28 protein-coding genes and 1 pseudogene are annotated in these 22,648 nt (G+C 61.0%); 11 read left to right on the forward strand and 18 right to left on the reverse strand.

Annotation, left to right across the window (positions count from 1 at the left end):
- Positions 1–28: 28 nt before the first annotated feature.
- The 3 genes from G9X68_RS13210 to G9X68_RS13220 all read left to right on the forward strand — a co-directional run bounded on the left by G9X68_RS13210 (position 29) and on the right by G9X68_RS13220 (position 2,135).
- Positions 29–835: an ABC transporter permease gene (locus G9X68_RS13210; RefSeq protein WP_171602731.1), complete on the forward strand. Its 807-nt coding sequence runs from the start codon at positions 29–31 to the stop codon at positions 833–835.
- On the forward strand, positions 832–1,662 hold the full coding sequence (locus G9X68_RS13215) for an ABC transporter permease (protein WP_171602732.1): 831 nt from the start codon (positions 832–834) through the stop codon (positions 1,660–1,662). The genes G9X68_RS13210 and G9X68_RS13215 overlap by 4 nt, the downstream gene beginning before the upstream one ends.
- Before the next feature lie 206 nt (positions 1,663–1,868).
- A complete protein-coding gene (locus G9X68_RS13220) occupies positions 1,869–2,135 on the forward strand; it encodes an usg protein (protein WP_018242327.1) in 267 nt (88 codons plus the stop codon).
- Between the two features lie 50 nt (positions 2,136–2,185).
- Here the strand turns inward: G9X68_RS13220 and G9X68_RS13225 are convergent, their stop codons facing one another.
- Positions 2,186–2,911, reverse strand: a complete 726-nt coding sequence (locus tag G9X68_RS13225; RefSeq protein WP_171602733.1) for a DUF2270 domain-containing protein — start codon at positions 2,909–2,911, stop codon at positions 2,186–2,188.
- 132 nt (positions 2,912–3,043) lie between these two features.
- Here G9X68_RS13225 and G9X68_RS13230 point away from each other — a divergent pair, with 132 nt between their 5' ends.
- The 4 genes from G9X68_RS13230 to G9X68_RS13245 all read left to right on the forward strand — a co-directional run bounded on the left by G9X68_RS13230 (position 3,044) and on the right by G9X68_RS13245 (position 5,462).
- Entirely contained in the window at positions 3,044–3,862 is an 819-nt protein-coding gene (locus G9X68_RS13230; protein ID WP_171602734.1) for a class I SAM-dependent DNA methyltransferase, read from the forward strand.
- A 102-nt stretch (positions 3,863–3,964) separates the two neighbouring features.
- Complete coding sequence (locus G9X68_RS13235) at positions 3,965–4,651, forward strand: glutathione S-transferase family protein (protein WP_171602735.1); 687 nt, start codon at positions 3,965–3,967, stop codon at positions 4,649–4,651.
- Positions 4,648–4,989, forward strand: coding sequence for an ArsR/SmtB family transcription factor (locus tag G9X68_RS13240; RefSeq protein WP_171602736.1), 342 nt, complete (start codon positions 4,648–4,650; stop codon positions 4,987–4,989). Before G9X68_RS13235 ends, G9X68_RS13240 begins: the two co-directional genes overlap by 4 nt.
- Complete coding sequence (locus G9X68_RS13245) at positions 4,986–5,462, forward strand: SRPBCC family protein (protein ID WP_171602737.1); 477 nt, start codon at positions 4,986–4,988, stop codon at positions 5,460–5,462. The genes G9X68_RS13240 and G9X68_RS13245 overlap by 4 nt, the downstream gene beginning before the upstream one ends.
- Before the next feature lie 77 nt (positions 5,463–5,539).
- Here G9X68_RS13245 and G9X68_RS13250 read toward each other — a convergent pair whose 3' ends face one another.
- The 10 genes from G9X68_RS13250 to G9X68_RS13295 all read right to left on the reverse strand — a co-directional run bounded on the left by G9X68_RS13250 (position 5,540) and on the right by G9X68_RS13295 (position 12,621).
- Positions 5,540–6,007, reverse strand: coding sequence for a DUF1801 domain-containing protein (locus G9X68_RS13250; protein ID WP_171602738.1), 468 nt, complete (start codon positions 6,005–6,007; stop codon positions 5,540–5,542).
- Between the two features lie 45 nt (positions 6,008–6,052).
- The gene (locus G9X68_RS13255; protein ID WP_171602739.1) at positions 6,053–6,523 is read right to left on the reverse strand and encodes a DUF1801 domain-containing protein; all 471 of its coding nucleotides are present in this window, start codon (positions 6,521–6,523) and stop codon (positions 6,053–6,055) included.
- Between the two features lie 11 nt (positions 6,524–6,534).
- Positions 6,535–6,756 (reverse strand): hypothetical protein, encoded by a 222-nt coding sequence (locus G9X68_RS13260; RefSeq protein WP_171602740.1) that lies wholly within the window; start codon positions 6,754–6,756, stop codon positions 6,535–6,537.
- Positions 6,757–6,813: 57 nt separating this feature from the next.
- Positions 6,814–7,224: an SRPBCC family protein gene (locus tag G9X68_RS13265; RefSeq protein WP_171602741.1), complete on the reverse strand. Its 411-nt coding sequence runs from the start codon at positions 7,222–7,224 to the stop codon at positions 6,814–6,816.
- On the reverse strand, positions 7,221–7,544 hold the full coding sequence (locus G9X68_RS13270; protein WP_171602742.1) for an ArsR/SmtB family transcription factor: 324 nt from the start codon (positions 7,542–7,544) through the stop codon (positions 7,221–7,223). Before G9X68_RS13270 ends, G9X68_RS13265 begins: the two co-directional genes overlap by 4 nt.
- 246 nt (positions 7,545–7,790) lie before the next feature.
- Entirely contained in the window at positions 7,791–8,618 is an 828-nt protein-coding gene (locus G9X68_RS13275) for an ATP-binding cassette domain-containing protein (protein WP_171602743.1), read from the reverse strand.
- A 10-nt stretch (positions 8,619–8,628) separates the two neighbouring features.
- Positions 8,629–9,465, reverse strand: coding sequence for an aliphatic sulfonate ABC transporter permease SsuC (ssuC, locus tag G9X68_RS13280; RefSeq protein ID WP_171602744.1), 837 nt, complete (start codon positions 9,463–9,465; stop codon positions 8,629–8,631).
- A 78-nt stretch (positions 9,466–9,543) separates the two neighbouring features.
- The gene (gene ssuD, locus G9X68_RS13285; protein ID WP_171602745.1) at positions 9,544–10,719 is read right to left on the reverse strand and encodes an FMNH2-dependent alkanesulfonate monooxygenase; all 1,176 of its coding nucleotides are present in this window, start codon (positions 10,717–10,719) and stop codon (positions 9,544–9,546) included.
- 369 nt (positions 10,720–11,088) lie between these two features.
- Complete coding sequence (locus tag G9X68_RS13290) at positions 11,089–12,054, reverse strand: aliphatic sulfonate ABC transporter substrate-binding protein (RefSeq protein WP_171602746.1); 966 nt, start codon at positions 12,052–12,054, stop codon at positions 11,089–11,091.
- A gap of 198 nt (positions 12,055–12,252) precedes the next feature.
- Entirely contained in the window at positions 12,253–12,621 is a 369-nt protein-coding gene (locus G9X68_RS13295) for a hypothetical protein (RefSeq protein WP_171602747.1), read from the reverse strand.
- A gap of 266 nt (positions 12,622–12,887) precedes the next feature.
- On the opposite strand from G9X68_RS13295, the gene G9X68_RS13300 reads away from it, so the two are divergent.
- The gene (locus G9X68_RS13300; protein ID WP_171602748.1) at positions 12,888–13,757 is read left to right on the forward strand and encodes an NAD(P)-dependent oxidoreductase; all 870 of its coding nucleotides are present in this window, start codon (positions 12,888–12,890) and stop codon (positions 13,755–13,757) included.
- The gene (locus tag G9X68_RS13305; protein WP_171602749.1) at positions 13,754–14,437 is read left to right on the forward strand and encodes a DNA alkylation repair protein; all 684 of its coding nucleotides are present in this window, start codon (positions 13,754–13,756) and stop codon (positions 14,435–14,437) included. The genes G9X68_RS13300 and G9X68_RS13305 overlap by 4 nt, the downstream gene beginning before the upstream one ends.
- 27 nt (positions 14,438–14,464) lie before the next feature.
- On the opposite strand, the pseudogene G9X68_RS13310 reads toward G9X68_RS13305, so the two are convergent.
- The 5 genes and pseudogenes from G9X68_RS13310 to G9X68_RS13330 form a co-directional block, all read right to left on the reverse strand.
- Positions 14,465–14,584: pseudogene (locus tag G9X68_RS13310) on the reverse strand (LysR substrate-binding domain-containing protein); the annotation flags it as partial.
- Between the two features lie 319 nt (positions 14,585–14,903).
- Positions 14,904–15,932 (reverse strand): porin, encoded by a 1,029-nt coding sequence (locus tag G9X68_RS13315; protein ID WP_171602750.1) that lies wholly within the window; start codon positions 15,930–15,932, stop codon positions 14,904–14,906.
- Positions 15,933–16,644: 712 nt separating this feature from the next.
- The gene (locus tag G9X68_RS13320) at positions 16,645–17,133 is read right to left on the reverse strand and encodes an Lrp/AsnC family transcriptional regulator (protein WP_003540387.1); all 489 of its coding nucleotides are present in this window, start codon (positions 17,131–17,133) and stop codon (positions 16,645–16,647) included.
- A 69-nt stretch (positions 17,134–17,202) separates the two neighbouring features.
- On the reverse strand, positions 17,203–17,835 hold the full coding sequence (locus G9X68_RS13325) for a uracil-DNA glycosylase family protein (RefSeq protein WP_171602751.1): 633 nt from the start codon (positions 17,833–17,835) through the stop codon (positions 17,203–17,205).
- A 4-nt stretch (positions 17,836–17,839) separates the two neighbouring features.
- Positions 17,840–18,397: a thermonuclease family protein gene (locus tag G9X68_RS13330; RefSeq protein WP_171602752.1), complete on the reverse strand. Its 558-nt coding sequence runs from the start codon at positions 18,395–18,397 to the stop codon at positions 17,840–17,842.
- Between the two features lie 106 nt (positions 18,398–18,503).
- Between G9X68_RS13330 and G9X68_RS13335 the strand changes: the two genes are divergently transcribed.
- Positions 18,504–20,039: a sensor histidine kinase gene (locus tag G9X68_RS13335; protein ID WP_171602753.1), complete on the forward strand. Its 1,536-nt coding sequence runs from the start codon at positions 18,504–18,506 to the stop codon at positions 20,037–20,039.
- 104 nt (positions 20,040–20,143) lie between these two features.
- On the opposite strand, the gene G9X68_RS13340 is transcribed toward G9X68_RS13335, so the two are convergent.
- Together G9X68_RS13340 and cobT are read right to left on the reverse strand one after the other, a co-directional pair.
- Positions 20,144–20,533: a diacylglycerol kinase gene (locus G9X68_RS13340; protein WP_171602754.1), complete on the reverse strand. Its 390-nt coding sequence runs from the start codon at positions 20,531–20,533 to the stop codon at positions 20,144–20,146.
- A 137-nt stretch (positions 20,534–20,670) separates the two neighbouring features.
- Positions 20,671–21,687: a nicotinate-nucleotide--dimethylbenzimidazole phosphoribosyltransferase gene (cobT, locus tag G9X68_RS13345; RefSeq protein WP_171602755.1), complete on the reverse strand. Its 1,017-nt coding sequence runs from the start codon at positions 21,685–21,687 to the stop codon at positions 20,671–20,673.
- Positions 21,688–21,856: 169 nt separating this feature from the next.
- Between cobT and G9X68_RS13350 the strand changes: the two genes are divergently transcribed.
- Positions 21,857–22,639, forward strand: coding sequence for an adenosylcobinamide-GDP ribazoletransferase (locus G9X68_RS13350; protein WP_171602756.1), 783 nt, complete (start codon positions 21,857–21,859; stop codon positions 22,637–22,639).
- Positions 22,640–22,648: the final 9 nt, after the last annotated feature.

Genomic DNA, 22,648 nt, shown 5'->3' on the forward strand with positions numbered 1-22,648 from the left:
CGGCAAAAGCCGTGAGGGGAATTCTCGCATGGGCGGATTATATTCCGCGCTAGGCTCCTTCTGGAGCTGGATTGTGCATATTTTCGATCCGCTATGCGGACCCGTTGGCATCTTCACTTGGTTAGGTCCGTCGACGATTCTTGCCTGTGGCGATACCGGCTGGGGCGACGAGATCGCGCTTGGCCTGCAGGTCACCGTTTCGGTGGCGATCGTCACCCTGCCGATCGGCCTCGCCATCGGCTTCCTGGTGGCGCTCGGCCAGCAGTCGGAGGAAAAGCCGCTGCGGCTGGCGGCCGGCATCTACACCACGATCTTTCGCGGCCTGCCGGAGCTTCTGACGCTCTTCATCATCTATTACGGCATGCAGATGCTGATCCAGTCTCTGCTGACCTTCGTCGGTTATGACGGACCACCGGTCGAGATCAACGCCTTTCTCGCCGGCGTCATCGCGCTCTCGGTCGTCTTCTCCGCCTACTGTTCGGAGGTGCTGCTCTCGGCCTTCCGCGCCATTCCCAAGGGGCAATACGAGGCAGGCGACGCGCTCGGGCTGCATAGCGGCCGCACGCTACGCCTGATCATCCTGCCGCAGCTCGTGCGCATCGCGCTGCCAGGCCTGACGAACCTCTGGATGGTGTTGCTGAAGGACACCTCCTACGTCTCGATCATCAGCCTTGCCGATATCCTCCGCCAGACGAGTGTCGCCGTGCGTGTGACCAAGGAACCCTTCTTCTTCTATGGTCTGGCCTGTTGCCTCTATCTGGTGCTCGCCATCCTCTCTTCCTTTCTGCTCGTCTATGTCGAGCGTTGGGCCAAGCGTTCGGAGATCCGCCGATGAGCTACGCCGAAACGCTGATCCCGCCGCAGCCCGCACCCCGCGAAGTGACGAAGCCGATGACGCCGGCGCGCATGGCCGGCTATATCTTCGTCGCCGTCTGGGCTCTGCTCGCGGCGCTCCTTGTCTATTCCGTCGTCAACGGCTGGGATCCAGAAAAATTCGCCCGTTACGGGCCGCGTTACCTCCATGGTCTGTGGATAACGCTGAGCCTCGTTTTCATTTCCGTCATCTGCGGCGCCATGCTGTCGCTGCCGCTTGCCGTGGCGCGCATGTCAAGGAACCGGGTGCTGAATGCGCTGGCCTACAGTTACATCTACTTCTTCCGCGGCACACCGCTGCTTGCCCAGCTGTTCCTGGTCTATTACGGCCTCGGCATATTCCGGCCGCAGCTTGAGGCCGTCGGCATCTGGTGGTTTTTCCGCGATGCCTGGTATTGCGGCCTCTTTGCCATGACCATCAATACCGCGGCCTACCAGGCGGAAATCCTGCGCGGCGCGATCGAAAGCGTGTCGCATGGCCAGCACGAGGCGGCCGCCGCACTCGGTATCCACAAGTTCATCGCTTTTCGCAAAATCATCCTGCCACAGGCTCTCATCGTCGCGCTTCGCCCGTATGGCAACGAGATCATCCTGCTGATCAAGGGCTCGGCGGTCGTCGCCATCATCACCGTGCTCGACCTGATGGGCGAAACCCGCTACGCCTTCTCCCGCACCTTCGACTACCAGACCTATCTCTGGGCGGCGATCTTCTATCTCGCCATCGTCGAGGCTCTACGCCATCTCTGGGCCTGGATCGAACGCCGCCTGACCCGGCATCTCAAGCGCTGATGCGTGTCACAGTTTTGGGATAACGGCATGCATGACACAAAAGCAGACTTGGCAGCACTCTCGGCATGATGCTGCCAAGCCATTGATATAAAAAATAAATTGTCCTTTTCTGAAGTATCTGTAAAGTTTTCATTAACCACTCGCATGTTTCCATATCACGTAGCGCTAATAAGCGCGCGAGTGGGAACAAGAAGAAGTGGAATGCGATGCACAAGGACATGGAAAAACAATTGCAGGGCTACGGTCTGACGACCGCCCAGATCCTCTACCACCTGCCGGACCACCCGGCGATCCTGCAGACCTATGTCTGGCAGGACTATGACCTCGCCCCCGATTTTCCCGAAATGCGCGGTTTCCTGAAATTCTGGGAAGAGAAGCTCGACGGGCCGCTGCATTCGGTGCGCTACATCCACCGCAAGCTGATCTCGGCAACCGAGTGGCGGGCGCTGAAGGGGGAGTTCATCCTGCACTGATCGGCTCTGCAGCAGGATGCCGAAAAGTGTGAGCGGTTCGGGCGGCATGGTCAGACATGCGCCTCGCCATGGCCGAACTCGCCTTCGTCGCGATCCGGGCGAAGCGCGAAACCGAGCATGCCGAGATAGAAGGCGACCACAATGGCGATGACCGCAAGGCCGGGAACCGGCCCGAGCACGGCATTGTCGATGACATAGGCCCATGACTGCGCCTGCAGCGCCGGCATGCCCTCCGTCTGCAGTTTCGGCGTCGAGATCTTCAGGCACCAGGCGAGCAACAAGATGAAATACATCCAGCCGTAGTTGCGTTTGAGCCGGCGGTGCATCGCCTCCTGATAGCTGAGCAGGAAGCGCGGTTTGCGCAGGCTGCGGGCGACCACCATCGCCCATTCGCCACCAGTCCCGACCTCCGGCGCGAGAATCTGCGCGAAATAGCAGCGCTCGATCTGGCGAATGCGGGCGCGGTAAATATCGAAGAAACGGTAGCGCCGCGCTTCGATCATCAGCAGCAGCGTCACCAGCATCATCCCGAACAGCAGCACTCCGTGATGCGAGGTCGGCGTCGACAGCGACACCGAGAGCAGTGCTGCGACGACGGTGATCGCCCAGTTGGACGTCCGGTCGATGCGGTCGCGCCAACTCGTCATCCGTCCGAGTTCGCCACGGTAATAATGAATGAGCGTGTTGGTGACCTCGCCTGGTGTACTTGGCAGCAGCAATGGCCGCGCGCCCTCTCCTTCCCGTACCGATGACGTCCTGTCTTCCTCCATTTTCATGGCTCGTTCCTCCCTTCGTCTTCTTTTCGGCCATTCTGCGCCCGCAAGCACGCCATTGCAAAACATCGAAAGCAGCCTTAGACGCATGCCTGAAACAAAAGGACGGCCTGAAACAAAGGACGATGAGCTGCGATGGCAAAGAAAATCGACGAAGAAGCCCTTGGCGAGGCCTATAACCGGGCGCTGGCGCTGGAAAAGGCCGGCGATGTCGATGCGGCCGTTGCAGCCTATGAGGAAGTCCTAGCACTCGATCCCGACGATCACGGCGGTGCGGCCGTGCGCATTGCCGCGATGGGCCTCGGCGAAACGCCGGTCAAGGCGCCCGATGCCTATGTCGAGACCTTGTTCGACCAGCATGCCGAAGTTTTCGAGGACGTGCTCGTCGAGCAGCTCGGCTATCACGTGCCGATGCTGGTGCGCCAACGCCTGCAGGCGCTAAAGCTCGGACCGTTCAAGCGGCTGCTTGATCTGGGCTGCGGCACGGGTCTCACCGGCGGCGCACTGCGCGACCTCTGCGCTGATATGACCGGCATCGACATATCGGAGAAGATGGTCGAGATCGCCCATGAGAAGGATCTCTACGAGACGCTCTTCGTCGCCGAGGTCGAGGATTTCCTCGACGACAACGACGAGGAGGCCTTCGACATCATCGCCGCCACCGACGTGCTGCCCTATCTCGGCGCACTCGAACCGCTGTTCTTCGGCGCCGCCGAGAACCTGACGCCGGGCGGTCTGTTCATCTTCTCCTCGGAAACCCTGCCCGAGGAAGTCCTCGCCGGCCGCGCCTACATGGTCGGCCCGCACCAGCGCTTCGCCCATGCCGACGCCTATGTAAGAGAACGCCTGACGGCCACCGGTTTCGAACTCGTCGAGATATCGGATATCAACGTGCGCATGGAAGACGGCCAGCCGACGCCCGGCCATCTGGTTATCGCCCGCTATATCGGCTGACGGATACTTGCACGATTGGCGAAGTATCTATTGCCTGATGCGTCGCGACCTGATAGTTAGTCGATGGGTAAAGTTTACCGCAACGATAGGAAAGGTTGCCGCATGTCGCTCGTGCTCTATGGGCATCCGCTCGCCTCCTTCTGCCACAAAGTGCTGATCGCGCTTTATGAAAACGCCACCCCCTTCGAAAATCGCATCGTCGATCTTTCCGATGAGACCTCTCGCGCCGATCTTTTCCGTTTCTGGCCGATCGGCAAGATGCCGCTGCTCAGGGACGAAGCGCGCGACAGCACCATTCCCGAGACATCCATCATCATCGAATATCTCGAGCAATATTATCCCGGCCCCGTTCGCCTTCTGCCGCTGGAGATCGACCGGGCGCTGCAAGTCCGCCTCTGGGACCGCTTCTTCGACCACTATGTCCAGGCGCCGATGCAGACGCTCGTCAGCAATCGCCGGCGGCCCGAGGGCGCGGCGGATGAAATCGAGGTGGCCGCCGCCAAGGCGACGCTCGCCAGCGCCTATGCGATGATCGAAAAGCAGCTCGCCGGCAAGCAATGGATATCGGGCGCCGGCCTCACCATGGCCGATTGCGCCGCAGCCCCTGCGCTCTTCTATGCTGAGACGCTGATTCCCTTCACTCAGGAACAGCCGAACCTTCGCGCCTACTATGATCGGTTGCTGGAGCGCCCGTCCTTTGCAAGGGTTCTGGAAGAGGCCCGCCCCTACTTCAAGTTCTACCCCTACAAAGAAAGGCTGCCAGCCCGCTTCCGGGATACCGCGGGATGATCGAAAGCCAGGCGGATCTCGACCGTATGTTCCATGCGCTTTCCGATCGCAGCCGCCGCGGCATGATCGATCGCCTCGGCCGCGGCCCGGCCTCCGTCACCGAACTGGCCGCGCCGCTCGCGGTTGCGCTGCCGACAGTGATGAAACATCTGCAGGTGCTGGAGGAAAGCGGCCTCGTGCTCTCCGAAAAATCCGGCCGGGTGCGAACCTACCGCTTGCAGCAGGACGCGCTTGCCGCCGTCGAGCGCTGGGTGGAACAGCGGAAGATCCAATGGACGACCACCTTCGACAGGCTGGACCACTTTCTCGCCAATGAAACGGAGACCCTTCCCGAATGACGACACGATCTGCCGAACACACCACTCTCGTCATCGAACGCCACCTGAAGGCGCCAGTCGCCCGCGCCTTCCGCGCCTGGTCAACACCGGAATCCAAACGGCAATGGTTCGCCTGCCATGGCGAGTGGGTGCCGCTGGACTACGGGCTCGATTTCCGCCCCGGCGGCACGGAAAGGAACTACGTCGCCGATACTGACGGCCTTCTGCACGCCTATGACGCCCATTACATCGATATCGTGCCCGATGCCCGCATCATTTATGCCTATGAGATGAAGCTTGGGGAAAGCCGCATCTCCGCGTCGCTCGCCACCGTTGCCTTCGAAGCCGCACCCGGCGGCACGAAAATGGTCTTCACCGAACAGGTGGTCTTCCTCGACGGCTACGCCGACAACGGCGCCCGTCTCCAGGGCACCGAGATCGGCCTCGACAACCTGGAACTCTTCCTCGAGCGCGAGGAAAGCCCGATCCACTGATCGCATGTCACGCAAAACCAAATCGCCTCGCATGAATCAGTTTGAGGCGACGCGTTTCAGACGAAATAAGCCAAGCCTCAAGCGCTGCTTTGTTTCTTCCGCGAGCCGGCAGGACGAGCGGCGGCCCGCTTTGAAGTGTTGAGTGCGACAGCGCCGCGAATGAGCGCTGTCAACGCCTGCTCGTCAATCTCGTCGCCCTCATGGAAATCGATGGCACGTCTGGTATTGCCGTCAAGACTGGAGTTGAAGAGGCCTGAAGGATCCTCCAGCGAGGCGCCCTTGGCGAAGGTCAGTTTCACCACGCTCTTATAAGTCTCGCCAGTGCAAATGATCCCGGCGTGCTCCCACACGGGAACGCCTCTCCACTTCCATTCCTCGACCACGTCGGGCTCTGCCTGCCTGATGAGAGTTCGGACTTGAGCGAGCGTCTTGCCGCGCCAATCGCTCAACTCCTCGATTCTCGCATCGATCAATCGAGAAGGAGAGTCGCCGTCCTTCTCTTCGCTGGAGCCGCTCTTCTTCAGCGTTGCCGTGGCTTTCTTCATCGATATCGCTCCTCCGTCTCTTAGTGCTGATAGCCTGACATCCGCTCACATTCGTTCGCCGGGCAATTGGCTTGCCTGTTCCACCCAGGCGGCGAGCTGAGCCTCGTCGAGTTGGTCTTCCTCATGAATGTGGAAGTAGCGCACTTCCTTTTGTTTGGACTCGCCGGGCGGGATGGGACTGAGTGACCTGCCGCGGAAGAAAGCGACCTTGATATATTTCGCGAAGCAATGAACACCGAGAAACCAGCCCTGCCCTTCTATGCCATAGAGGGGCGAATTCCATTTCACGGCCTTATACACTCCGGGCACCGCACGCGTGATGAGCGCGTCGAGACGGCGCCCGACGTCGCTTTTCCAGCCGGGCATAGCGGCGATGTAGGCTTGCACGGGAGCGTCGCCGTAGCCCTTGGCGATCTGAGGGTTGCCACCGGAGAGAAGGACCGGCTCCGCGGCACCAGGCTTGGCGGTTGTCTTCTTCGTGACCTTTGCTGCGGTCTTGGATGTCTTCCCGGACATTGCCTTCACTCCTACCCTCCGCTGCGTCCCGCGCCGTGCCACTTGGCGGCATATGGCAGCGCAAACAAGTAGAGACCGGTGAGCAGCAGCAAGGTCAGCGGCAGCAGCGCCATGAAGCCCACCCAGACGGACGATTTCTCCTGCACCATCGCGATGATATTAATTATGACGGCCAGCGTAAAGGCAATGGACAGCCAACGGTGGATCTGCCGAAGCCAGTTATTCCAAGTCAAGGGAACCTCCTGCGAAAACAAGCGAAGCGGATGGCGTGATCCGTTTTGGCAGCGGTCTCACTCTATGCGCGTCAGCAACTGCTCCAGCTTTGCGAAAAACTGCTGCCAACCGCTTTTGGCGCCTCCGTAAGCCTGCCGCTGATCCGGCCGGAAGCCCGACTGCTCCATGCGCAGGTGCGTGCCCGCGCCCATGGGCGTGAGAGTCCAGGTGACGACACTTTCGAGATCATAGGCAGCCCAGGTGTAAGACAGGGTTTTGTTCGGCTCGACTTCCAGGACCTGGCAGTCGACGGAGCCCCAATCCGCGCTCAGCTTGAAACGGTGATCCACGACCGGCACGAAGTCGTTCTTCATCAGCCAGTCCGCGATCAGATGCGGTTGGGTGAGCGCGCGCCAGATCTTTTCCGGCGGAAAAGGGATCTGTCGTTCGACGATGACGGAACGGGTTTCGTTTGAAATTTCGGTCATTGGTCCATCCTTTTCAATAGATCCTCCAGCTGATCGAACCGATTTTGCCAGAAGCCCGCCATCTCGCTTGTCCAGTCGACCAGCGGCGCCAGCGCACCGAGCTGCGCGCTATAATGCGTCTGGCGACCTTCATGGCGGTCGCGCACCAATCCGGCCTGCTTCAGGATTCCGAGATGTTTTGAAACGACCGGTTGCGAGACCCCCGCCCGCGCCGTGAGAGCTCCGACCGTCTTCTCTCCTTCACGGCACAGCCGCTCGAAAAGCGCCCTCCGGGTCGGATCGGCGAGCGTCCTGAAGAGCATGTCCTGAGCGTTCGACATCTACGATCCATACCCTGATAGCTATGAGTTAACGTATAGCCATAGAGGTATGAGTGAGTCAAGCTAGACGTGAAACGGCTTGAGGGAGCTGTTGTTGCCGAGTTACGCGCATGTGGCAGCACGCCTCGGCAGAGACAGGTTATTTCTCATACCCAGACGCCTATACATTTTCGCCATCGGTCGCATGCTCGCGTCGACAGGCCTCGCCTATGCCGAGATCATACAACTTCGCGAATAGCGCTGGGATCAATGACCGCCGTCGGTGCCGAGGATCGCGGCGAGCAGCCGGCCTTCGAGCTCGGCAAGGTCGGGGTTGCCGTGCCGCCGCGGATGCGGATAGGGAATGGGAAGATCGAGTGCGATCCGCCCGTCGTCGAGCACGATGACCCGGTCGGCGAGATGCACCGCCTCGCTGACATCATGGGTGACGAGCACGGCGGTGAAGCCAAGTTCGCGCCAGACACGGTTGATGAGTTCCTGCATGCTGATCCGCGTCAGCGCATCGAGTGCGCCGAGCGGTTCGTCGAGCGCCAGCACGCCGGGCCGGCTGACCAGCGCCCGCGCCAACGCCACGCGCTGCCGCTGCCCGCCAGAAAGCCGCGCCGGCCATTCCCTGGTCTTTTCGCCAAGCTGGACTTCGGCAAGCACGGCATCGGCCGCCTTTGCCGCCGCCCGACTGTCGATGCCATCGCCGAGCCCGACCACCACATTATCGGCGACACTAAGCCAGGGTAGCAGCCGCGGCTCCTGAAAGACGATGCGCGTGTTCGGGCTCGCCTGCGCCCCGTCGGCATCTTCGAAATGCAGCTCGCCGGCACTCGGCTCGTCGAGGCCCATCAGGATGCGCAGCAGCGTGCTCTTCCCGCAGCCGCTCTTGCCGATCACGGCGACGAACTGGCCGGCCGGAATATGCAGGTTGATGCCGCGCAGCACGCGGTTGGCCCCAAAACTCTTTTCAAGCCCCGTCAGGCTGATCGCCGCTGGCGCACTACGGCCCACTGCCGGCGCGTTTTCGCGCGCATAAGCTGGCTCTTCGGCGACGGCGTGAAAACGCTCATGTGCGATCGATGTCATCGCGTCTCTCCTATTTCTGATAGACCGGGTTCCAGGCAAGCAGCCGCCTCTCCAGAACGCGGGCGATGACATCGGCAAGCTTGCCGAGCACGGCATAAATGACGAGGGCGAGCACGACGACATCAGTCATCATGAATTCGCGGGCATTGTTGGCCATATGGCCGATGCCTGAGGATGCGGCGATCGATTCCGATACGATCAGCGTCAGCCACATGATGCCGAGCGCATATCTGAGGCCGACGAAGATCGACGGCAGCGCACCTGGAAAGATCACCTTGCGGAACAGCGTCCAGTTGCCCATGCCATACACCTTGCCCATCTCGATCAGATCGCGATCGGCATTGCGCACCCCATGATAGGTGTTGAGATAAACCGGGAAGAGCACGCCGAGCGAAGTCAGAAACAGCTTCGATTCCTCGCCGATCCCGAACCACAGGATGACGAGCGGGATCATCGCCAGATGCGGAATGGTGCGCAGCATCTGCAGCGTCGTATCGGTCAGCTGTTCGGAAATGCGCGATACGCCATTGGCGATGCCGAGCAGGAAGCCGATCGAGCCACCGACGAGAAGGCCGGCAAAGGCGCGGCCGGCGCTCACCAGCACGTCATTCGGCAACTGGCCGGAAACCGTCGTCGACCAGAAGGCGAGGCCGACATCGGCCGGCGACGGCATGATGCGCGACGAGATCCAGCCGACAGAGGAGGCAAGCTGCCAGAACGCCACGATCGCCACCGGCACCAGGTAAGGCGTCAGCTTCTCCAGGCCGGGCAGCGGCAGGCGCAGACCCGCCTTCCCGGCCTTTTCGGAAGCGACCGATCGTACGAACGGAGTATCGAAAGTCGACATGCTTTGTCCTCGCGTCTATCGAAAGCAGGATGGCGCAAGCCGTAAGCGGCTTGCGACGGTGTCACGCTCTGTTCGAGCTCAGGAGCCGGAAACGACTTTCAGATTGCCGCCATGGCTGCCGCCTGCGAAGACCTGCTTGCGGCCGAACTCGTTGTTGAAGCCCAGGCGCTGCTGCTCGCGGGTAATGCCGAGTTCGGGGAAAAGCAGTTCGGCGACGCGATAGGCCTCTTCCAGATGCGGATAGCCGGAGCCGATCACCGTATCGATGCCGATCTCCTGATACTCGCGAAGGCGCGCGGCCACCGTCTTCGGCGAGCCGACCAGCGCCGTGCCCGCGCCGGCGCGCACCAGGCCGACGCCGGCCCAGAGGTTCGGCGAGACTTCGAGCTTGTCGCGCCGGCCGCCGTGAAGGGCGGCCATGCGCTTCTGGCCGACCGAGTCGGACTCGTGGACGAAGCGCTCCTGCGCCTCGCGGATCGTATCGTCGTCGAGATGGCGGATCAGTCGCTCGGCCGCCTCCCATGCTTCATCATCGGTTTCGCGCACGATAAAGTGTAGACGAATGCCGAAGCTCACCTCACGGCCGCGCTCGCCGGCAGCCTTGCGCACCTTGGCGACCTTTTCGGCCACCTGCGCCGGCGGCTCGCCCCAGGTCAGATACTTGTCGACACGGCCGACGGAGAAATCGATACCCGCATCCGACGACCCGCCGAAATAGAGCGGTGGGCGCGGGTTCTGCACCGAGGGGAAGCCGAGGCGCGCATTGGTCGCCTTGATGTATTTGCCGTCGAAACTTGCCGTTCCCTTTTCCAGCAGTTCCTCGAAGACGGTGAAGAACTCCTCGGCATGGGCGTAGCGCTCGTCATGTTCGAGATGGATGCCATCGCCGGCAAGCTCCGCCGGACTACCGCCGACGACGATGTTGAGCAGCAGGCGGCCGTTGGAGATGCGGTCGAGCGTCGTCGCAAGACGCGCGTAATAGGCAGGCGATGCCGTGCCGGGACGAATCGCCACCAGGAACTGCAGCTTCTCGGTCTTGGCGGCAAGGGCTGCTGCCGTCACGAAGGATTCTTCGCAAGCAACTCCGGTCGGCAGCAGCACGCCGGAATAGCCGAGCCGGTCGACGGCCTGGGCGATCTGCGTGAGATAGCCGATCTCGGGCGCGCGGTTGAGATCGGAGGAACCGAGATAGGTGCCGTCGCCCGATGTCGGGATGAACCAGAGGAAATTGATGGGATTTGAGGTGGCGGTCATGGAAGACGGTCCTTTGCTGCGAGTTCGAAAATCAACTCACGTGGTCAAGATGGCCCCTGGCCAGCGACAACACGCGCAAACCGTCTGCCTGCGCAGCGCCGCCGCCGCGCGGATGCTTGGGAGGATCGCGGTGGTGGCGGAGAAGGCCGGGTGGCTGTCTGTGCGTGAGCATCTGAAATATTCCTGTCGATCGGGTGGATACGTTGCCGGCATCCACCCACGGATCGCGAGAATAGTGACATAGACCACTAATTAGATCGACAATATCAATTTGCTATTGTAGTCCATTTTGGAGAATATTTTTCCGGATCGGCGACATGGAGGCCCTCTCCATGCCGCCCCGCGAAAAACTTCGCCCCGGGCGAAAAATCAGCTCGCCTTAGGACGCCAGACGATATCGCCTGTCGTAAGCTTCTTCGGCAGGATGCCGAGCCCGTGGAACTCGTCGGCGAGCGCCTGCTGATAGGCGGCAGCGGCATCGGTGATGGTCGAGACGCTGCCGAGATCGGCGCCCTTGCGCGTCAATGTCGCGCGCGTCACCTCAGCCGGCACACCGGTGATTTCGGAAAGCTCCTTCACCGTCGCGTCGAGATTGCTTTGTGCCGACTTGCCGACCTTGGCAAGCTCATCGATCACGTCGACGATCACCTGCCCGTTCGCTTCGGTGAAATCACGGTTGGCGAGGAAGAAACTATAGGAGTCGACAATGCCTTCGGCGGTCGTCAGGATACGCGTCTCCGGATCGGCTTCGGCAATCGCCAGATAAGGATCCCAGATCGACCAGGCGTCGATACTGCCGTTCTTGAAGGCGGCGGCGGCATCCGGCGGCGAAAGGTCGACCTGCTCGACATCTTCGGGCTTCAGGCCCGCCCTACGCAGAACCTTGACAGTTACGTTGTGGGCGCTGGAGCCGCGCTTGAAGGCGACCTTCTTACCCTTGAGGTCTTCAAGCGTCTTGATGGGCGAATCCTTGCGCACGACGATGGCCGAGGCTGCCGGGCTGCCCTTGTAGAGACCGACATAATAGAGCTGCCCGCCGGCCGCCTGGGCAAACAGCGGCGGCACATCGCCGGTCGCGCCGAAATCGAGAGCGCCGGCGCCCAGTGCTTCAAGAAGCGGTGGGCCGGAGGTGAATTCCGACCAACTGACGGTAATGCCGCGATCGGCAAGCCGCTTTTCAAGTGCGCTGCGACGCTTGGCGAGCGCCAGCACGCCGTTCTTTTGCCAACCAATGCGGAATTCGCTGGCGGCAGCGCGTGCCGGCCTGACAGCCGGCAGGATTGCCGTGGCCGCGGCTGCTGAGAAAAGCCCGAGCGTTTGTCGACGTGAAATCATGACTTTCCCCTTTTTGATGGTGCCGGGCCTGTTTTCGGCTGGTCGACCCTGTCAGTGATGAAGGCCATGATGATGAAATCTATAATTTATATCGACAATTTTATTTGCAAGTTTCCGCCTTTGCTGAAATTTTGCGGCCCGAAAATCGCCCTCAAGCGAAATTTTTTTCGCGCGCGGCTTATGCTTCCCTAACCGGGCTCACTCCCGACCTTCGGCGGCGAGCCGCTCCCGGATGAAGGTGGGGCCGCCGGCAAGACGCTTCGCAAGCAGGCTTGCAGGATCGACCATGCGCCAATAGGGCGTGACCGTCGAAACCGGCTCGCCCTTTTCCAGCACGCCGAAGGACTGCTCAGCGATCGCGCGCAGATGCCGCTGCACGGTCACCGGGCAACAGGCGTCCGCTCCGTATTGGGCAGCGAGGCGGCGGCGGAGGACGCCGCCGTCGGTGAGAATGCCTTCCGGTGCCGATCGTATCTGCTCTGCGACCATCTCTTGCGACGGAATGAGCATCGCCTGCATTCCGCTGCGGCCTTTGCGCCGCGGCTTGATCGTCGGAATTTCGCTCATGTCACCCCCGGAACATAATGCCTTCCCTCCAATCTAGAGCATGTCTCGCAAAAGTGTGCAGCGGTTTTGCGATAAAGACATGCGGAAAAGTAAAGACCTAACGCGTGGCAAGCGTATCTGAAAGATCGCGACGCGCTTTAGGGCTCGTCCGAAAGGCCGCCAGCCTCATATGCGTCAATCGGAAGGAAGTCCGCCTTCACGGGCTTTTCTGCTCCCGCCGTTTCGGTTAATCCTCGGACCTGCACTTGAGGAAAAGGATAGGACATATGGCTAAAGTCGCGTTCATCGGTCTCGGCGTCATGGGTTTCCCCATGGCTGGCCATCTGAAGACGAAGGGCGGCCACGATGTTACCGTCTACAACCGTACCGCCGAAAAGGCCGCCGCCTGGGCCGAGAAATTCTCCGGAAAATCTGCCCCCACCCCGGCCGAGGCCGCGGCCGGCGCCGATTTCGTCTTCGTCTGCGTCGGCAATGACGAAGATCTCCGCTCGGTGACATCGGGTGAGAACGGCGCCCTGCACGCCATGAAGCCGGGTTCGGTGTTGATCGACAACACCACCGCCAGCGCTGAGGTCGCCCGCGAACTTTATGCCGCGGCCAAGGAAAAAGGTGTCGATTTCATTGACGCTCCCGTCTCCGGCGGCCAGGCCGGCGCCGAAAACGGTGCCCTGACCGTCATGTGCGGCGGCGACGAGGCCGTCTTCGAACGCGCCAGGCCTGTCATCGACGCCTATGCCCGCATGGTTGGCCTGATGGGACCGGCGGGCTCGGGCCAGCTGACCAAGATGGTCAACCAGATCTGCATCGCCGGCCTCGTCCAGGGACTTGCCGAAGCGCTGCATTTCGGCAAGCGCGCCGGCCTCGATATCGAAAAGGTCGTCGAGGTGATTTCCAAAGGTGCGGCCGGTTCCTGGCAGATGGAAAACCGCCATAAGACCATGAACGCCGGCAAATATGATTTCGGCTTCGCGGTCGACTGGATGCGCAAGGATCTAGGCATCGTGCTCACCGAAGCCCGCCGCAATGGCGCCAAGCTGCCGGTCACCGCCGTCGTCGACCAGTTCTATGGCGACGTGCAGGCAATGGGCGGCAATCGCTGGGACACATCCTCGCTGCTCGCCCGCCTCGAGAAATGATCGGCCCCTCCTCCGAGGCGGCCGAATTGATCGCGCATCTCGAAACGCTGCGTTCGGAGGAGAATGTTGCCGGCATGGCGCGCTTCGGCATCGTCACCGATCGCGCCCTCGGTATCTCCAATCCCGATATCAAGGCGGTCGCCAGACTGGCGAAGAAGGATCATGTCAGGGCTATGCAGCTCTGGCGAAGCGATATCCGAGAAGCCCGCCTGCTTGCCCTCTACACAGCCGAGCCGAAGCGATTGACGACGGAAGAAGCCCGAAATTGGGCAAATGATTTCAACTCCTGGGAGATCGTCGATTGCGCCGCCGATCTCTTTGTTGAAGCCCGGCTGGACGAGCTCATCTGGGACTTCGCCGCCGACGACCGTGAATTTATCAGGCGCACCGCCTTCGCCATGATTGCCGGTGCCGCCGTCCATCGGAAAGAGGAGTCCGACGCGACTCTCCTCGCCTGGATGCCGCTGATCGAGGCCCATGCCGGTGACCCGCGAAACTTCGTGCGCAAGGCGGTCAACTGGGCGCTGCGCAGCATCGGCAAGCGCGATCTCGCCTGCCATACGCCGGCACTGGCACTCGCAAAGATCCTCGCGGAAAGCCCCGATAAAACCGCCCGCTGGATCGGCAAGGATGCCGCCAGGGAACTGGCCGGCGAAAAGCTATTGGCACGGTTGAGATAAGGCGGGATGCCGGCTCGAATAGCTAAATCAATGCTGCCTGGACTTTTCGACCAGGAAATCGATCAGGACCCGCACCGCCGGCGGCATGCCCTTGGCCGTCGTGAAGACGATGTAGAACTGGCTCTCCTCCGATTGCCAGTCCGGCTTGTTGCGACAAAACCAGCCGACACAGAATAGGACAACGGACAAGCAGCCGCCCGCACGACAATTCTACCGGTCGATCCAGCACGTTGAAAAAATTGAAAACGGGGTACCTCAAGAAACAAGGCTGGCAGGAAGCCGACATGTGATCGGCTCGCCAAAAGCCATCGTGATCGACGGCCTTGAAGACGGTACACCAGAAACACTGCAAGGACGGCCCGGCAGGGAAGACCGGACCCGTCCCCGTAGCTGATCGGAGGTCACTCGGATCAGAAACTGATTGAAGTGCCCCCGATCCGAAGACCGGGAGCATCCACCAAGTGGATTAGAACGAACGCTGCAGGCGGAAGAAGCCCGAAGTGGAGTCGTCACCATCATCCGGATCGAGATACGATACGGTAGCCTTGGCGTAGAAGTTGTCGACGATCTGGTAATCAACCGTCAGACCGACCTTCCAGGCATCGCCGAGACCGTCGAAGTCATCCGGAACGACAGTGCCGCCGCCGAAGTAGTTGCCGTAGTACTGGACGGCCGGGGTGATCTTGAGCTTGTCGGTTGCCTTGATAGCGTATTCAGCAGCAACAGCCCATTCAGCTGCGGAGTAGTAGGAGTTCGGGCCGGTGGAGTACACGCCGGCGAGGCCGAGCGTACCGGGACCGATGTCAACCGTACCCATTGCACGGATAGCGCCGTCTTCGTTGTCGACGTCATAGCCACCGGTGATCTGGTAGCTGAACGCACCGGCAGTGCCGCCAACGCCGAAGGCAACGCCAACGTTGTTGGCTTCTTCGCCGAGCTTGTAAACGCCGTCTTCCAGTTCATCGACGCTGAGGCCAGCGTAGAAGGTGCCGCTTTCATACTGATAGCGGAGGGAGTTGTGCAGCGTTACGACCGAACCGATGTCGTCGGTTTCACCGGAGAGACCATCGTCCCACCAGCTGTAGAACAGACCGGCGCGGAAGCCTGCGACGTCGAGGTAAGCGGAGTCGAGAATGGCATCCTGATCGGTGGCGTTGTCAGCATTGAACTGCATGACGATGACGCCAGTCAGCGGACCATACTCGGTGTCGCTCTTGGCCGTGAACTGAACCTGACCGCGAGTTACTGCATCCCAATCAGAATCGTTGTCACCACCTGGCTGGTCGCCAACGTTGACCTGGAAACGGATGTAGCCTTCGATCTTGAGGCAGGTTTCGGTGCCCGGGATGTAGAAGTAGCCGGTGCCGTAAGCGTCGCAGACGCGAACATATTCAACCGGTTCCGGCTCGGCAGCAACGATAGCGTCAGCTGCAAGAACCGGCGTCGATGCTGCAAATGCTGCTGCTGATGCAAGCAAAACCATTCTGATGTTCATTTACCAATCCATTCCTTTGTCGATCGGAGCTGGCTTCAGATCGGGGAGTCGATTTGAAGCCGGCCCAGTTTGAACAGCCATCTCGGCGTGCGGATCGATCGAACCGCCAAACCGTCATCACATACGAGGCCCTATCAAGCAATTCACGATACTCGCCGGATGGGTCCCTTGAGACACTTTCACCGGCAACGTGATTTTTATACAACAACTTCAAATGCTTAGATGAAAGAAACACCAAAAGGCTCCGCGACGGAAATCCTCCATCGCAAGCCGCAAACGCTATACCCCCATTGTTAAATTCTCCACCGTCCAACCCCCGTCGAACATACTGGTGAAGCGCATAAATTCTACCGCCGGCTAACAAGCACAAACAAGGTGACGGTCTAGAACATGGTGTTCTGAATTCGATACCAATGAGACAATATTATGACATATCGCCATTGGTTACCTCGACCGTATCCCCGGAATCCTTACCAGGCTATTCACTTTTCCAGGAATTTGGACCGATTTGAGCGTTTTTTCGCTATTTTTAAGGCTTTTTGCAGTCGCCGCCGGATATGCCAAAACCCGGTCTTGCCGAACCGGCATTCCCGCGCGCGGCCAGGGTGTCACATCTCGCCACCAACGGGCATATCGCCGGCCAGACTGACGCCTGGTCTAGTCCTCGTTGGATTTTGCAAGATTGCGTGCGGTCATCGCCGCACGCTGGACCTCAATCCTCGTTGGATTTGGCATTGTCGAGAATCATGTAATCGAGCGGCAGTTGCGTCGAATACTTGATCTGCTCCATCGCAAAGGCGGAGGAAACGTCGCGAATCTCGATCTTGGCGATCATCCGCTTATAAAAAGCGTCATAGGCGGCAATATCGGGCACGACGACTCGCAGGAGATAATCGACATCGCCGCTCATCCGGTAGAATTCGACCACCTCGGGGAATTCGGCGACCACCTCGGAAAAGCGGCGCAACCACTCAATCGAATGGGTGGCAGTGCGAATCGACACGAAGACGGTGACCTTGGTGTTGACCTTCTCCGGATCGAGGATGGCGACTCGGCGCTTGATGACGCCGTCTTCTTCCATTTTCTGGATTCGCCGCCAGCACGGCGTCGTCGAAAGCCCCACTTTCTTGGCGAGATCGGCAACGGCAAGCGTCGAATCTTCTTGCAGAAGACGCAGTATTTTTCGGTCGAGGCGATCCATGCGCACAACAGTCCTTTCGAATTATTTTCTTTGTATAACTCGATTCCGCGTAACGAAAAGAATTTTGTTTCAGGAAAGCAGCATTTTCGTCCGATCCTGCAAGACCGGGAGCAATTCTTGCTCGAACCAGGGATTACGCTTCAGCCAGCCGCTGTTGCGCCAGCTCGGGTGCGGCAGCGGCAGCACCGCCGGCGATCGGCCGGACAGAAGACTGTCGCGCCACGCCCGCACCGTCTCGGTCATATTGTCCCGCCTTTCGCCGGCCATATGCCAGGCCTGCGCATATTGGCCGATGACCAGCACCAGTTCGATCTGCGGCATGGCCGAAATCACTCTTTGCCGCCAGAACGGCGCGCATTCGCGCCGCGGCGGCAGATCCGCGCCCTTGTCGTCGTAGCCAGGAAAGCAGAAGCCCATCGGCACGATGGCGACGCGGTCTCGGTCGTAGAAGCTTGCCCTGTCAACGCCGAGCCATGATCGCAGCCGGTCTCCCGATGCATCGTCGAACGGCAGACCGCTCTCATGCACCCGAAGCCCGGGCGCCTGCCCGGCAATCAGGATGCGCGCGCTCGATGAGATCACCGCCACCGGCCGCGGCTCGTGCGGCAGCCGGTATTCGAGGCCTTTCGCCGGTACGTCTCGGCAGATGCGACAGGAGGCGATCTCCTGCCGCAGCGTCTCCAGCATGGCTTCGTCGCTCATGGCTTTACTCCCATCCGACGATCTGCCCGATGAAGCGCAGGGCGCCGTCGAAAACGGAAGTCTGGCGCGCATGATCGCGCACATCGCGCGGCCGTTCGAAAGTCCCGGCCCAGAGACCCGCCTTCTGAGCCTTGGCCTCGGCCTCCTCCTTGCCATAATCGCCATAGGAAATCGCCATGCCCCGGCGCACCATGGCGGCATTGATGTCGCCGCCTGCCCCGCTCCGGCAGACGACGAGCAGCCTTTCGTAGCGGTCGCGCCGGCTGCCCTGACAAAGCGTTCCCGATACCAGCACCATCTCCTGCAGCGCCGCACGCGCCGCCCGCCCGCAGGCCCAGGCTTTCCCCGCCCGCTCGCAGCTCTGGTTGAGCTCCGGCGCATCGATACCTTCGAGGCGCAAACGCTCGTCTCCCAATGCCAAGCTGTCGCCGTCGGCAGCATGGAAGGCGCCGGCATGCTCGATTTTTGCTGCATCGTTGAACTTGGCGGCGATCAGCGCCACGAGCGCCAGCAGGGCAAAAGCAGTCACGCCGTCGCGAATCAGGCGCAGGCCCCGTGTCACGCTTTTGCCTCCTTAAAAAACAAATCCTTGGCAAAGATGGCAAACATCTTCTTAAGAATTGCCGGTTAAGCTCTTATCCACCCTGGGATGAAGTTTCAACGTGCACATGAGTACCGGCGTAAGCACATCGACCGACAAGATCATCGTCGACAGGTCGCGCAGCCACCGCAACAAGGCCGTTTCCAAGGCCGTGCGGCAAACGCGCGAACGTCTTCAGTCCGGTCATGCGTCCAATTCCTCCTTCGATCGTGACGTGCTCAACATGTATGTGGCGTCGGTGCTGCAGGGCGCGACGATCATGCCGCTCTTCGTCGTCATCATCACCGCGCTTGGCGTCTATTTCACCCAGAACACGCAATTGCTCTTCTGGGCGCTGCTGACACTCACCTGTCACGCCGGCAATATCCTGCTTGCAAGGCGCGCGCGCCGGCAGGAGATCACCTCCGAGAGCGCCCGCAAATGGCGCCGCCTGCTGCTTCTCGGCCAGTTCCTGCTCGGCTGCTGCTGGGCCGTCTTCGCGCTGCAGGGGTGCAACACCTGCGAGCCATCGAGCTTCATTCTTTATAAGGGCGCCACGCTGCTGATCGCGCTCTCCGTCACGGCGATGTCGAACTTCATGCTGACGCCCGCCGTGCTCGCCGCCTTCTCGCCGGCGGTCCTGGCGCTTGCCGCCAAGAGCGGCCTGTCGCGCGACCTCCTCGAAATCAGCCTGACGGGGCTCTTCACCACCACCCTCGTCTTCTTCAATTATATCAGCGACCGGCTCTTCAAATCGAACCTCAGGATCCTTTCCTACCAATCGGAGAAGGACGACCTGATCGCTGAGCTGGAAGTCGCGAAGTCGATGTCCGACGAGGCCCGCCGCCGCGCCGAAGAGGCAAACCTCGCCAAATCGCGCTTCCTTGCCTCCATGTCGCACGAGCTCAGAACCCCGCTCAACGCCATCCTTGGCTTTTCCGAGGTGATGACGGCCGAAGTCATGGGGCCGCTCGCCAATCCGACCTACAAGGAATATGCCGGCGATATCCACCGCTCCGGCCAGCATCTGCTCGATCTCATCAACGAGATCCTCGACCTCTCCCGCATCGAGGCCGGAAAGTACGAGCTGAGCGAGGAGGCGATCTCGCTTCTCGATATCACCGAAGATTGCATCGGCATGGTCCAGCTGCGCGCACGCGCCAAGAACATTGCCATTTCGGACCAATTCGAGCGGCAGCTTCCGGCCATCTGGGCCGATGAAAAGTCGATGCGCCAGGTGGTGCTCAACCTTCTCTCCAATGCCGTCAAGTTCACGCCGCAGGGCGGCGAAATCCACGTCAAGGTCGGCTGGACGGCCGGCGGTGGACAATACATCTCGATCAAGGACAACGGCCCCGGCATTCCGGAAGAAGAGATTCCGGTCGTTCTGTCGGCTTTCGGCCAGGGCTCGATCGCCATCAAGAGCGCCGAACAGGGTACCGGCCTCGGCCTGCCGATCGTCCAGGCGATCCTTGCCAAGCATGACGGTCAGTTCCTGCTGAAATCGAAGCTGCGCGAGGGCACCGAGGTCATCGCCATCCTGCCCGCCAAGCGCGTGCTCCAGAGCCTGCCGGCCGTCGAGGAAGCGCAGGCCGTCGCGCGCAAGCGCAAGAGTTTTGCCTGATTCAGCGAAAGCATGATGCCGAAAAGTGTGAGCGGTTTTCGGGCGACATCATGCTCCAATTTTTGACTTGGATCCGGATGACTTCAGGCCGACCCAGCGTGAAATCATCCGGATCCAAAGAACAGGTGCTTGGCTAGGACGAAGCCGAGATAGAGGCAGCAGGCGGCGATCATGCAGGTCACCGCGAAGGAGCCGAGATCCTTGGCATGCTTGCCGACGATTGAAATCTCCGGCGAAATCCGGTCGATCACCTCTTCGACGGCGGTATTCATCGCCTCCATCGAAAAGAGCCCGAGAAACAGAAGCACCGCGACGACGATCTCACCCGCAGTAGCTCCCACCAGCGCCAGCGCCGCGATCGAAGCGACGAAGAAACCGAGTTCCTGGCGGAAGGCCGCTTCTTTCAGCACCCGCAGGAAGCCTGCCCAGGAATAGCTGGCCGCGGCGATGAAATGCCGAATTCCGGTCTCTTTCGTCACCGCAGGCTTCGTCAAGATGCCCTCTCCTCTTCCCGTTGCATCACAGACCGGGAGAGGCTTTGCCGTCTCCTCTTTGATGAGCGAATACGCAAATACCGAATCCACTTGAGCCGTGCAAGCGAACGCGCTGACTAGCGGCACCGGCCGCAGCCTCAATGCTTGTTGGTTACACCTGCCTGGGCGAAGGTCGCCATGCCGGAATGGCAGGCAGCGGCCGCCTTGACGATGCCGGCGGCCAGCGCCGCACCGGTGCCTTCGCCGAGCCGCATGCCAAGCGCCAGAAGCGGCGTCTTGCCGAGCATCTCGATCGAGCGAAGATGTCCGGGCTCGCCGGAGACATGGCCGATCAGGCAATGATCGAGTGCCGACGGATTGGCGGCTTTCAGGATCGCCGCCGCGGCGGTCGCGACATAACCGTCGATCAGAACCGGGATGCGCTCCATGCGGGCGGCAAGGATGGCGCCGGCCATCGCCGCGATCTCGCGGCCGCCGAGCCGGCGCATGATCTCGAGCGGATCGTCGAGATGGTCTGCATGCAGCGCCACCGCCTTTTCCACCGCCGCGATCTTGCGCTCCAGCATCTCGCCCTCCGAACCGGTGCCGGGCCCTACCCAGTCGCGCGCCGAGCCGCCGTAGAGCGCATAGTTGATCGCCGCAGCAATCGTCGTGTTGCCGATGCCCATTTCACCGATGCAGAGCAGATCGGTGCCTCCGGCGATCGCCTCCATGCCGAAGGCCATGGTCGCGGCGCAATCGCGCTCGGAAAGCGCTGCCTCCTCGGTGATATCGCCGGTGGGATAATCGAGCGCCAGATCGAAGACTTTCAGTCCGAGATCATAGGCGACGCAGATCTGGTTGATCGCAGCACCGCCGGCTGCAAAGTTCTCGACCATCTGTTGCGTCACCGCAGGCGGAAAGGGCGTGATGCCCTGTCTGGTAACGCCATGATTGCCGGCAAAGATCGCCACCAGCGGCCGGTTGACGGCAGGTATGCGGCCCGTCCAGGCGGCAAGCCAGAAGGCGATTTCCTCGAGCCGTCCGAGCGCGCCCGGCGGCTTGGTCAGCTGCGCGTCGCGTTCGCGCGCGGCCACCAGTGCGCGGGCATCCGGCCCCGGCAGGTCGCGGAGAAGGGTACGGAAATCGTCGAACGGCAGGCCTGATACGCTCATCTGTGCGGTTTTCCTATAAATCCGGGTATTCTTGTTTTTTCCACGCAAATCAGCTTCTTTGCGGATGGCCACTCTCTTAAAGCGGGCGGACGAGGCGAACAACTCCAAAAGCGCCGCCGCGACCATAAGCCGAGACCACAAGCCGAAACCTCTGGCAGAACGAAGCAGAATGAAGATCAAGGACCATGCGGTCGATACCGCCCGCGCCGTCGCCTTCCTCAGCCGCATTCCCATGCCGCAATCGCTGTTCAAAGGCTATGACGGCAGGCTCGGCCGGCTGGTGCGCGCCTTTCCCTTTGCCGGCATCGTCATCGGTCTCATCCCCGCACTCGCCCTCCTCCTCCTTTTGGCGCTGCGTGCGGACCCGCTGATGGCAGCCTTGATTGCGCTTTCCATCCAGGTCCTCGTCACCGGCGCGCTGCACGAGGACGGTCTGGCCGATACGGCCGACGGCATCGGCGGCGGCAAGAGCCGCGAACAGAGCCTTCTCATCATGAAAGACAGCCGGATCGGCACCTATGGCGCGATAGCGCTGATTCTCTCCTTCGCGATCCGCGCAGCCGCGCTTGCTGTGATCGCCCGCAATTCCGCGCCGCTCACTGCAGCCCTCGCCATTCCCGCCGTCGCGGCTCTCAGCCGCGGCGCCATCGCCTGGCACTGGCAGCGGTTGGCACCGGCAAAGGCCGATGGCGTGGCCGCCTCGACGGGCCAGCCGGACGAGGCGGCGATGCAGTTTGCGCTCGCCTCAGCCGGCCTCGTCGCAGCGCTTCTGATCTGGCCGGCATTCGGCCTGCGGCCGCTGGTTGCAAGCCTGCTCGCCACCGGCATCGCAGGGCTCGCCTTCACCGATTTCATCCGCCGCAAACTTGCCGGACACACCGGCGATACGCTGGGCGCGACGCAGCAAATTTGCGAGATCGCCACTCTTTGCGCCCTTGCCACGGCTCTTTGAAACTCCGAT

This window comes from Rhizobium changzhiense, assembly GCF_013087625.1.
GTDB lineage: Bacteria > Pseudomonadota > Alphaproteobacteria > Rhizobiales > Rhizobiaceae > Rhizobium > Rhizobium sophorae.

Excerpts from the sequence above, each read along its gene's own strand:
- G9X68_RS13250 (WP_171602738.1), bottom strand. The coding sequence starts at position 6,007 with ATGAAGAAAGCCACGGCAACGCTGAAGAAGAGCGGCTCCAGCGAAGAG.
- G9X68_RS13230 (WP_171602734.1), top strand. The coding sequence starts at position 3,044 with ATGGCAAAGAAAATCGACGAAGAAGCCCTTGGCGAGGCCTATAACCGG.
- G9X68_RS13275 (WP_171602743.1), bottom strand. The coding sequence starts at position 8,618 with ATGACATCGATCGCACATGAGCGTTTTCACGCCGTCGCCGAAGAGCCA.
- G9X68_RS13235 (WP_171602735.1), top strand. The coding sequence starts at position 3,965 with ATGTCGCTCGTGCTCTATGGGCATCCGCTCGCCTCCTTCTGCCACAAA.
- G9X68_RS13220 (WP_018242327.1), top strand. The coding sequence starts at position 1,869 with ATGCACAAGGACATGGAAAAACAATTGCAGGGCTACGGTCTGACGACC.
- G9X68_RS13290 (WP_171602746.1), bottom strand. The coding sequence starts at position 12,054 with ATGATTTCACGTCGACAAACGCTCGGGCTTTTCTCAGCAGCCGCGGCC.
- G9X68_RS13225 (WP_171602733.1), bottom strand. The coding sequence starts at position 2,911 with ATGAAAATGGAGGAAGACAGGACGTCATCGGTACGGGAAGGAGAGGGC.
- G9X68_RS13325 (WP_171602751.1), bottom strand. The coding sequence starts at position 17,835 with ATGAGCGACGAAGCCATGCTGGAGACGCTGCGGCAGGAGATCGCCTCC.
- G9X68_RS13255 (WP_171602739.1), bottom strand. The coding sequence starts at position 6,523 with ATGTCCGGGAAGACATCCAAGACCGCAGCAAAGGTCACGAAGAAGACA.
- cobT (WP_171602755.1), bottom strand. The coding sequence starts at position 21,687 with ATGAGCGTATCAGGCCTGCCGTTCGACGATTTCCGTACCCTTCTCCGC.
- G9X68_RS13335 (WP_171602753.1), top strand. The coding sequence starts at position 18,504 with ATGAGTACCGGCGTAAGCACATCGACCGACAAGATCATCGTCGACAGG.
- G9X68_RS13245 (WP_171602737.1), top strand. The coding sequence starts at position 4,986 with ATGACGACACGATCTGCCGAACACACCACTCTCGTCATCGAACGCCAC.
- G9X68_RS13295 (WP_171602747.1), bottom strand. The coding sequence starts at position 12,621 with ATGAGCGAAATTCCGACGATCAAGCCGCGGCGCAAAGGCCGCAGCGGA.
- G9X68_RS13270 (WP_171602742.1), bottom strand. The coding sequence starts at position 7,544 with ATGTCGAACGCTCAGGACATGCTCTTCAGGACGCTCGCCGATCCGACC.
- ssuD (WP_171602745.1), bottom strand. The coding sequence starts at position 10,719 with ATGACCGCCACCTCAAATCCCATCAATTTCCTCTGGTTCATCCCGACA.
- G9X68_RS13210 (WP_171602731.1), top strand. The coding sequence starts at position 29 with ATGGGCGGATTATATTCCGCGCTAGGCTCCTTCTGGAGCTGGATTGTG.
- G9X68_RS13315 (WP_171602750.1), bottom strand. The coding sequence starts at position 15,932 with ATGAACATCAGAATGGTTTTGCTTGCATCAGCAGCAGCATTTGCAGCA.
- G9X68_RS13215 (WP_171602732.1), top strand. The coding sequence starts at position 832 with ATGAGCTACGCCGAAACGCTGATCCCGCCGCAGCCCGCACCCCGCGAA.
- G9X68_RS13300 (WP_171602748.1), top strand. The coding sequence starts at position 12,888 with ATGGCTAAAGTCGCGTTCATCGGTCTCGGCGTCATGGGTTTCCCCATG.
- G9X68_RS13350 (WP_171602756.1), top strand. The coding sequence starts at position 21,857 with ATGAAGATCAAGGACCATGCGGTCGATACCGCCCGCGCCGTCGCCTTC.
- G9X68_RS13240 (WP_171602736.1), top strand. The coding sequence starts at position 4,648 with ATGATCGAAAGCCAGGCGGATCTCGACCGTATGTTCCATGCGCTTTCC.
- ssuC (WP_171602744.1), bottom strand. The coding sequence starts at position 9,465 with ATGTCGACTTTCGATACTCCGTTCGTACGATCGGTCGCTTCCGAAAAG.
- G9X68_RS13265 (WP_171602741.1), bottom strand. The coding sequence starts at position 7,224 with ATGACCGAAATTTCAAACGAAACCCGTTCCGTCATCGTCGAACGACAG.
- G9X68_RS13320 (WP_003540387.1), bottom strand. The coding sequence starts at position 17,133 with ATGGATCGCCTCGACCGAAAAATACTGCGTCTTCTGCAAGAAGATTCG.
- G9X68_RS13305 (WP_171602749.1), top strand. The coding sequence starts at position 13,754 with ATGATCGGCCCCTCCTCCGAGGCGGCCGAATTGATCGCGCATCTCGAA.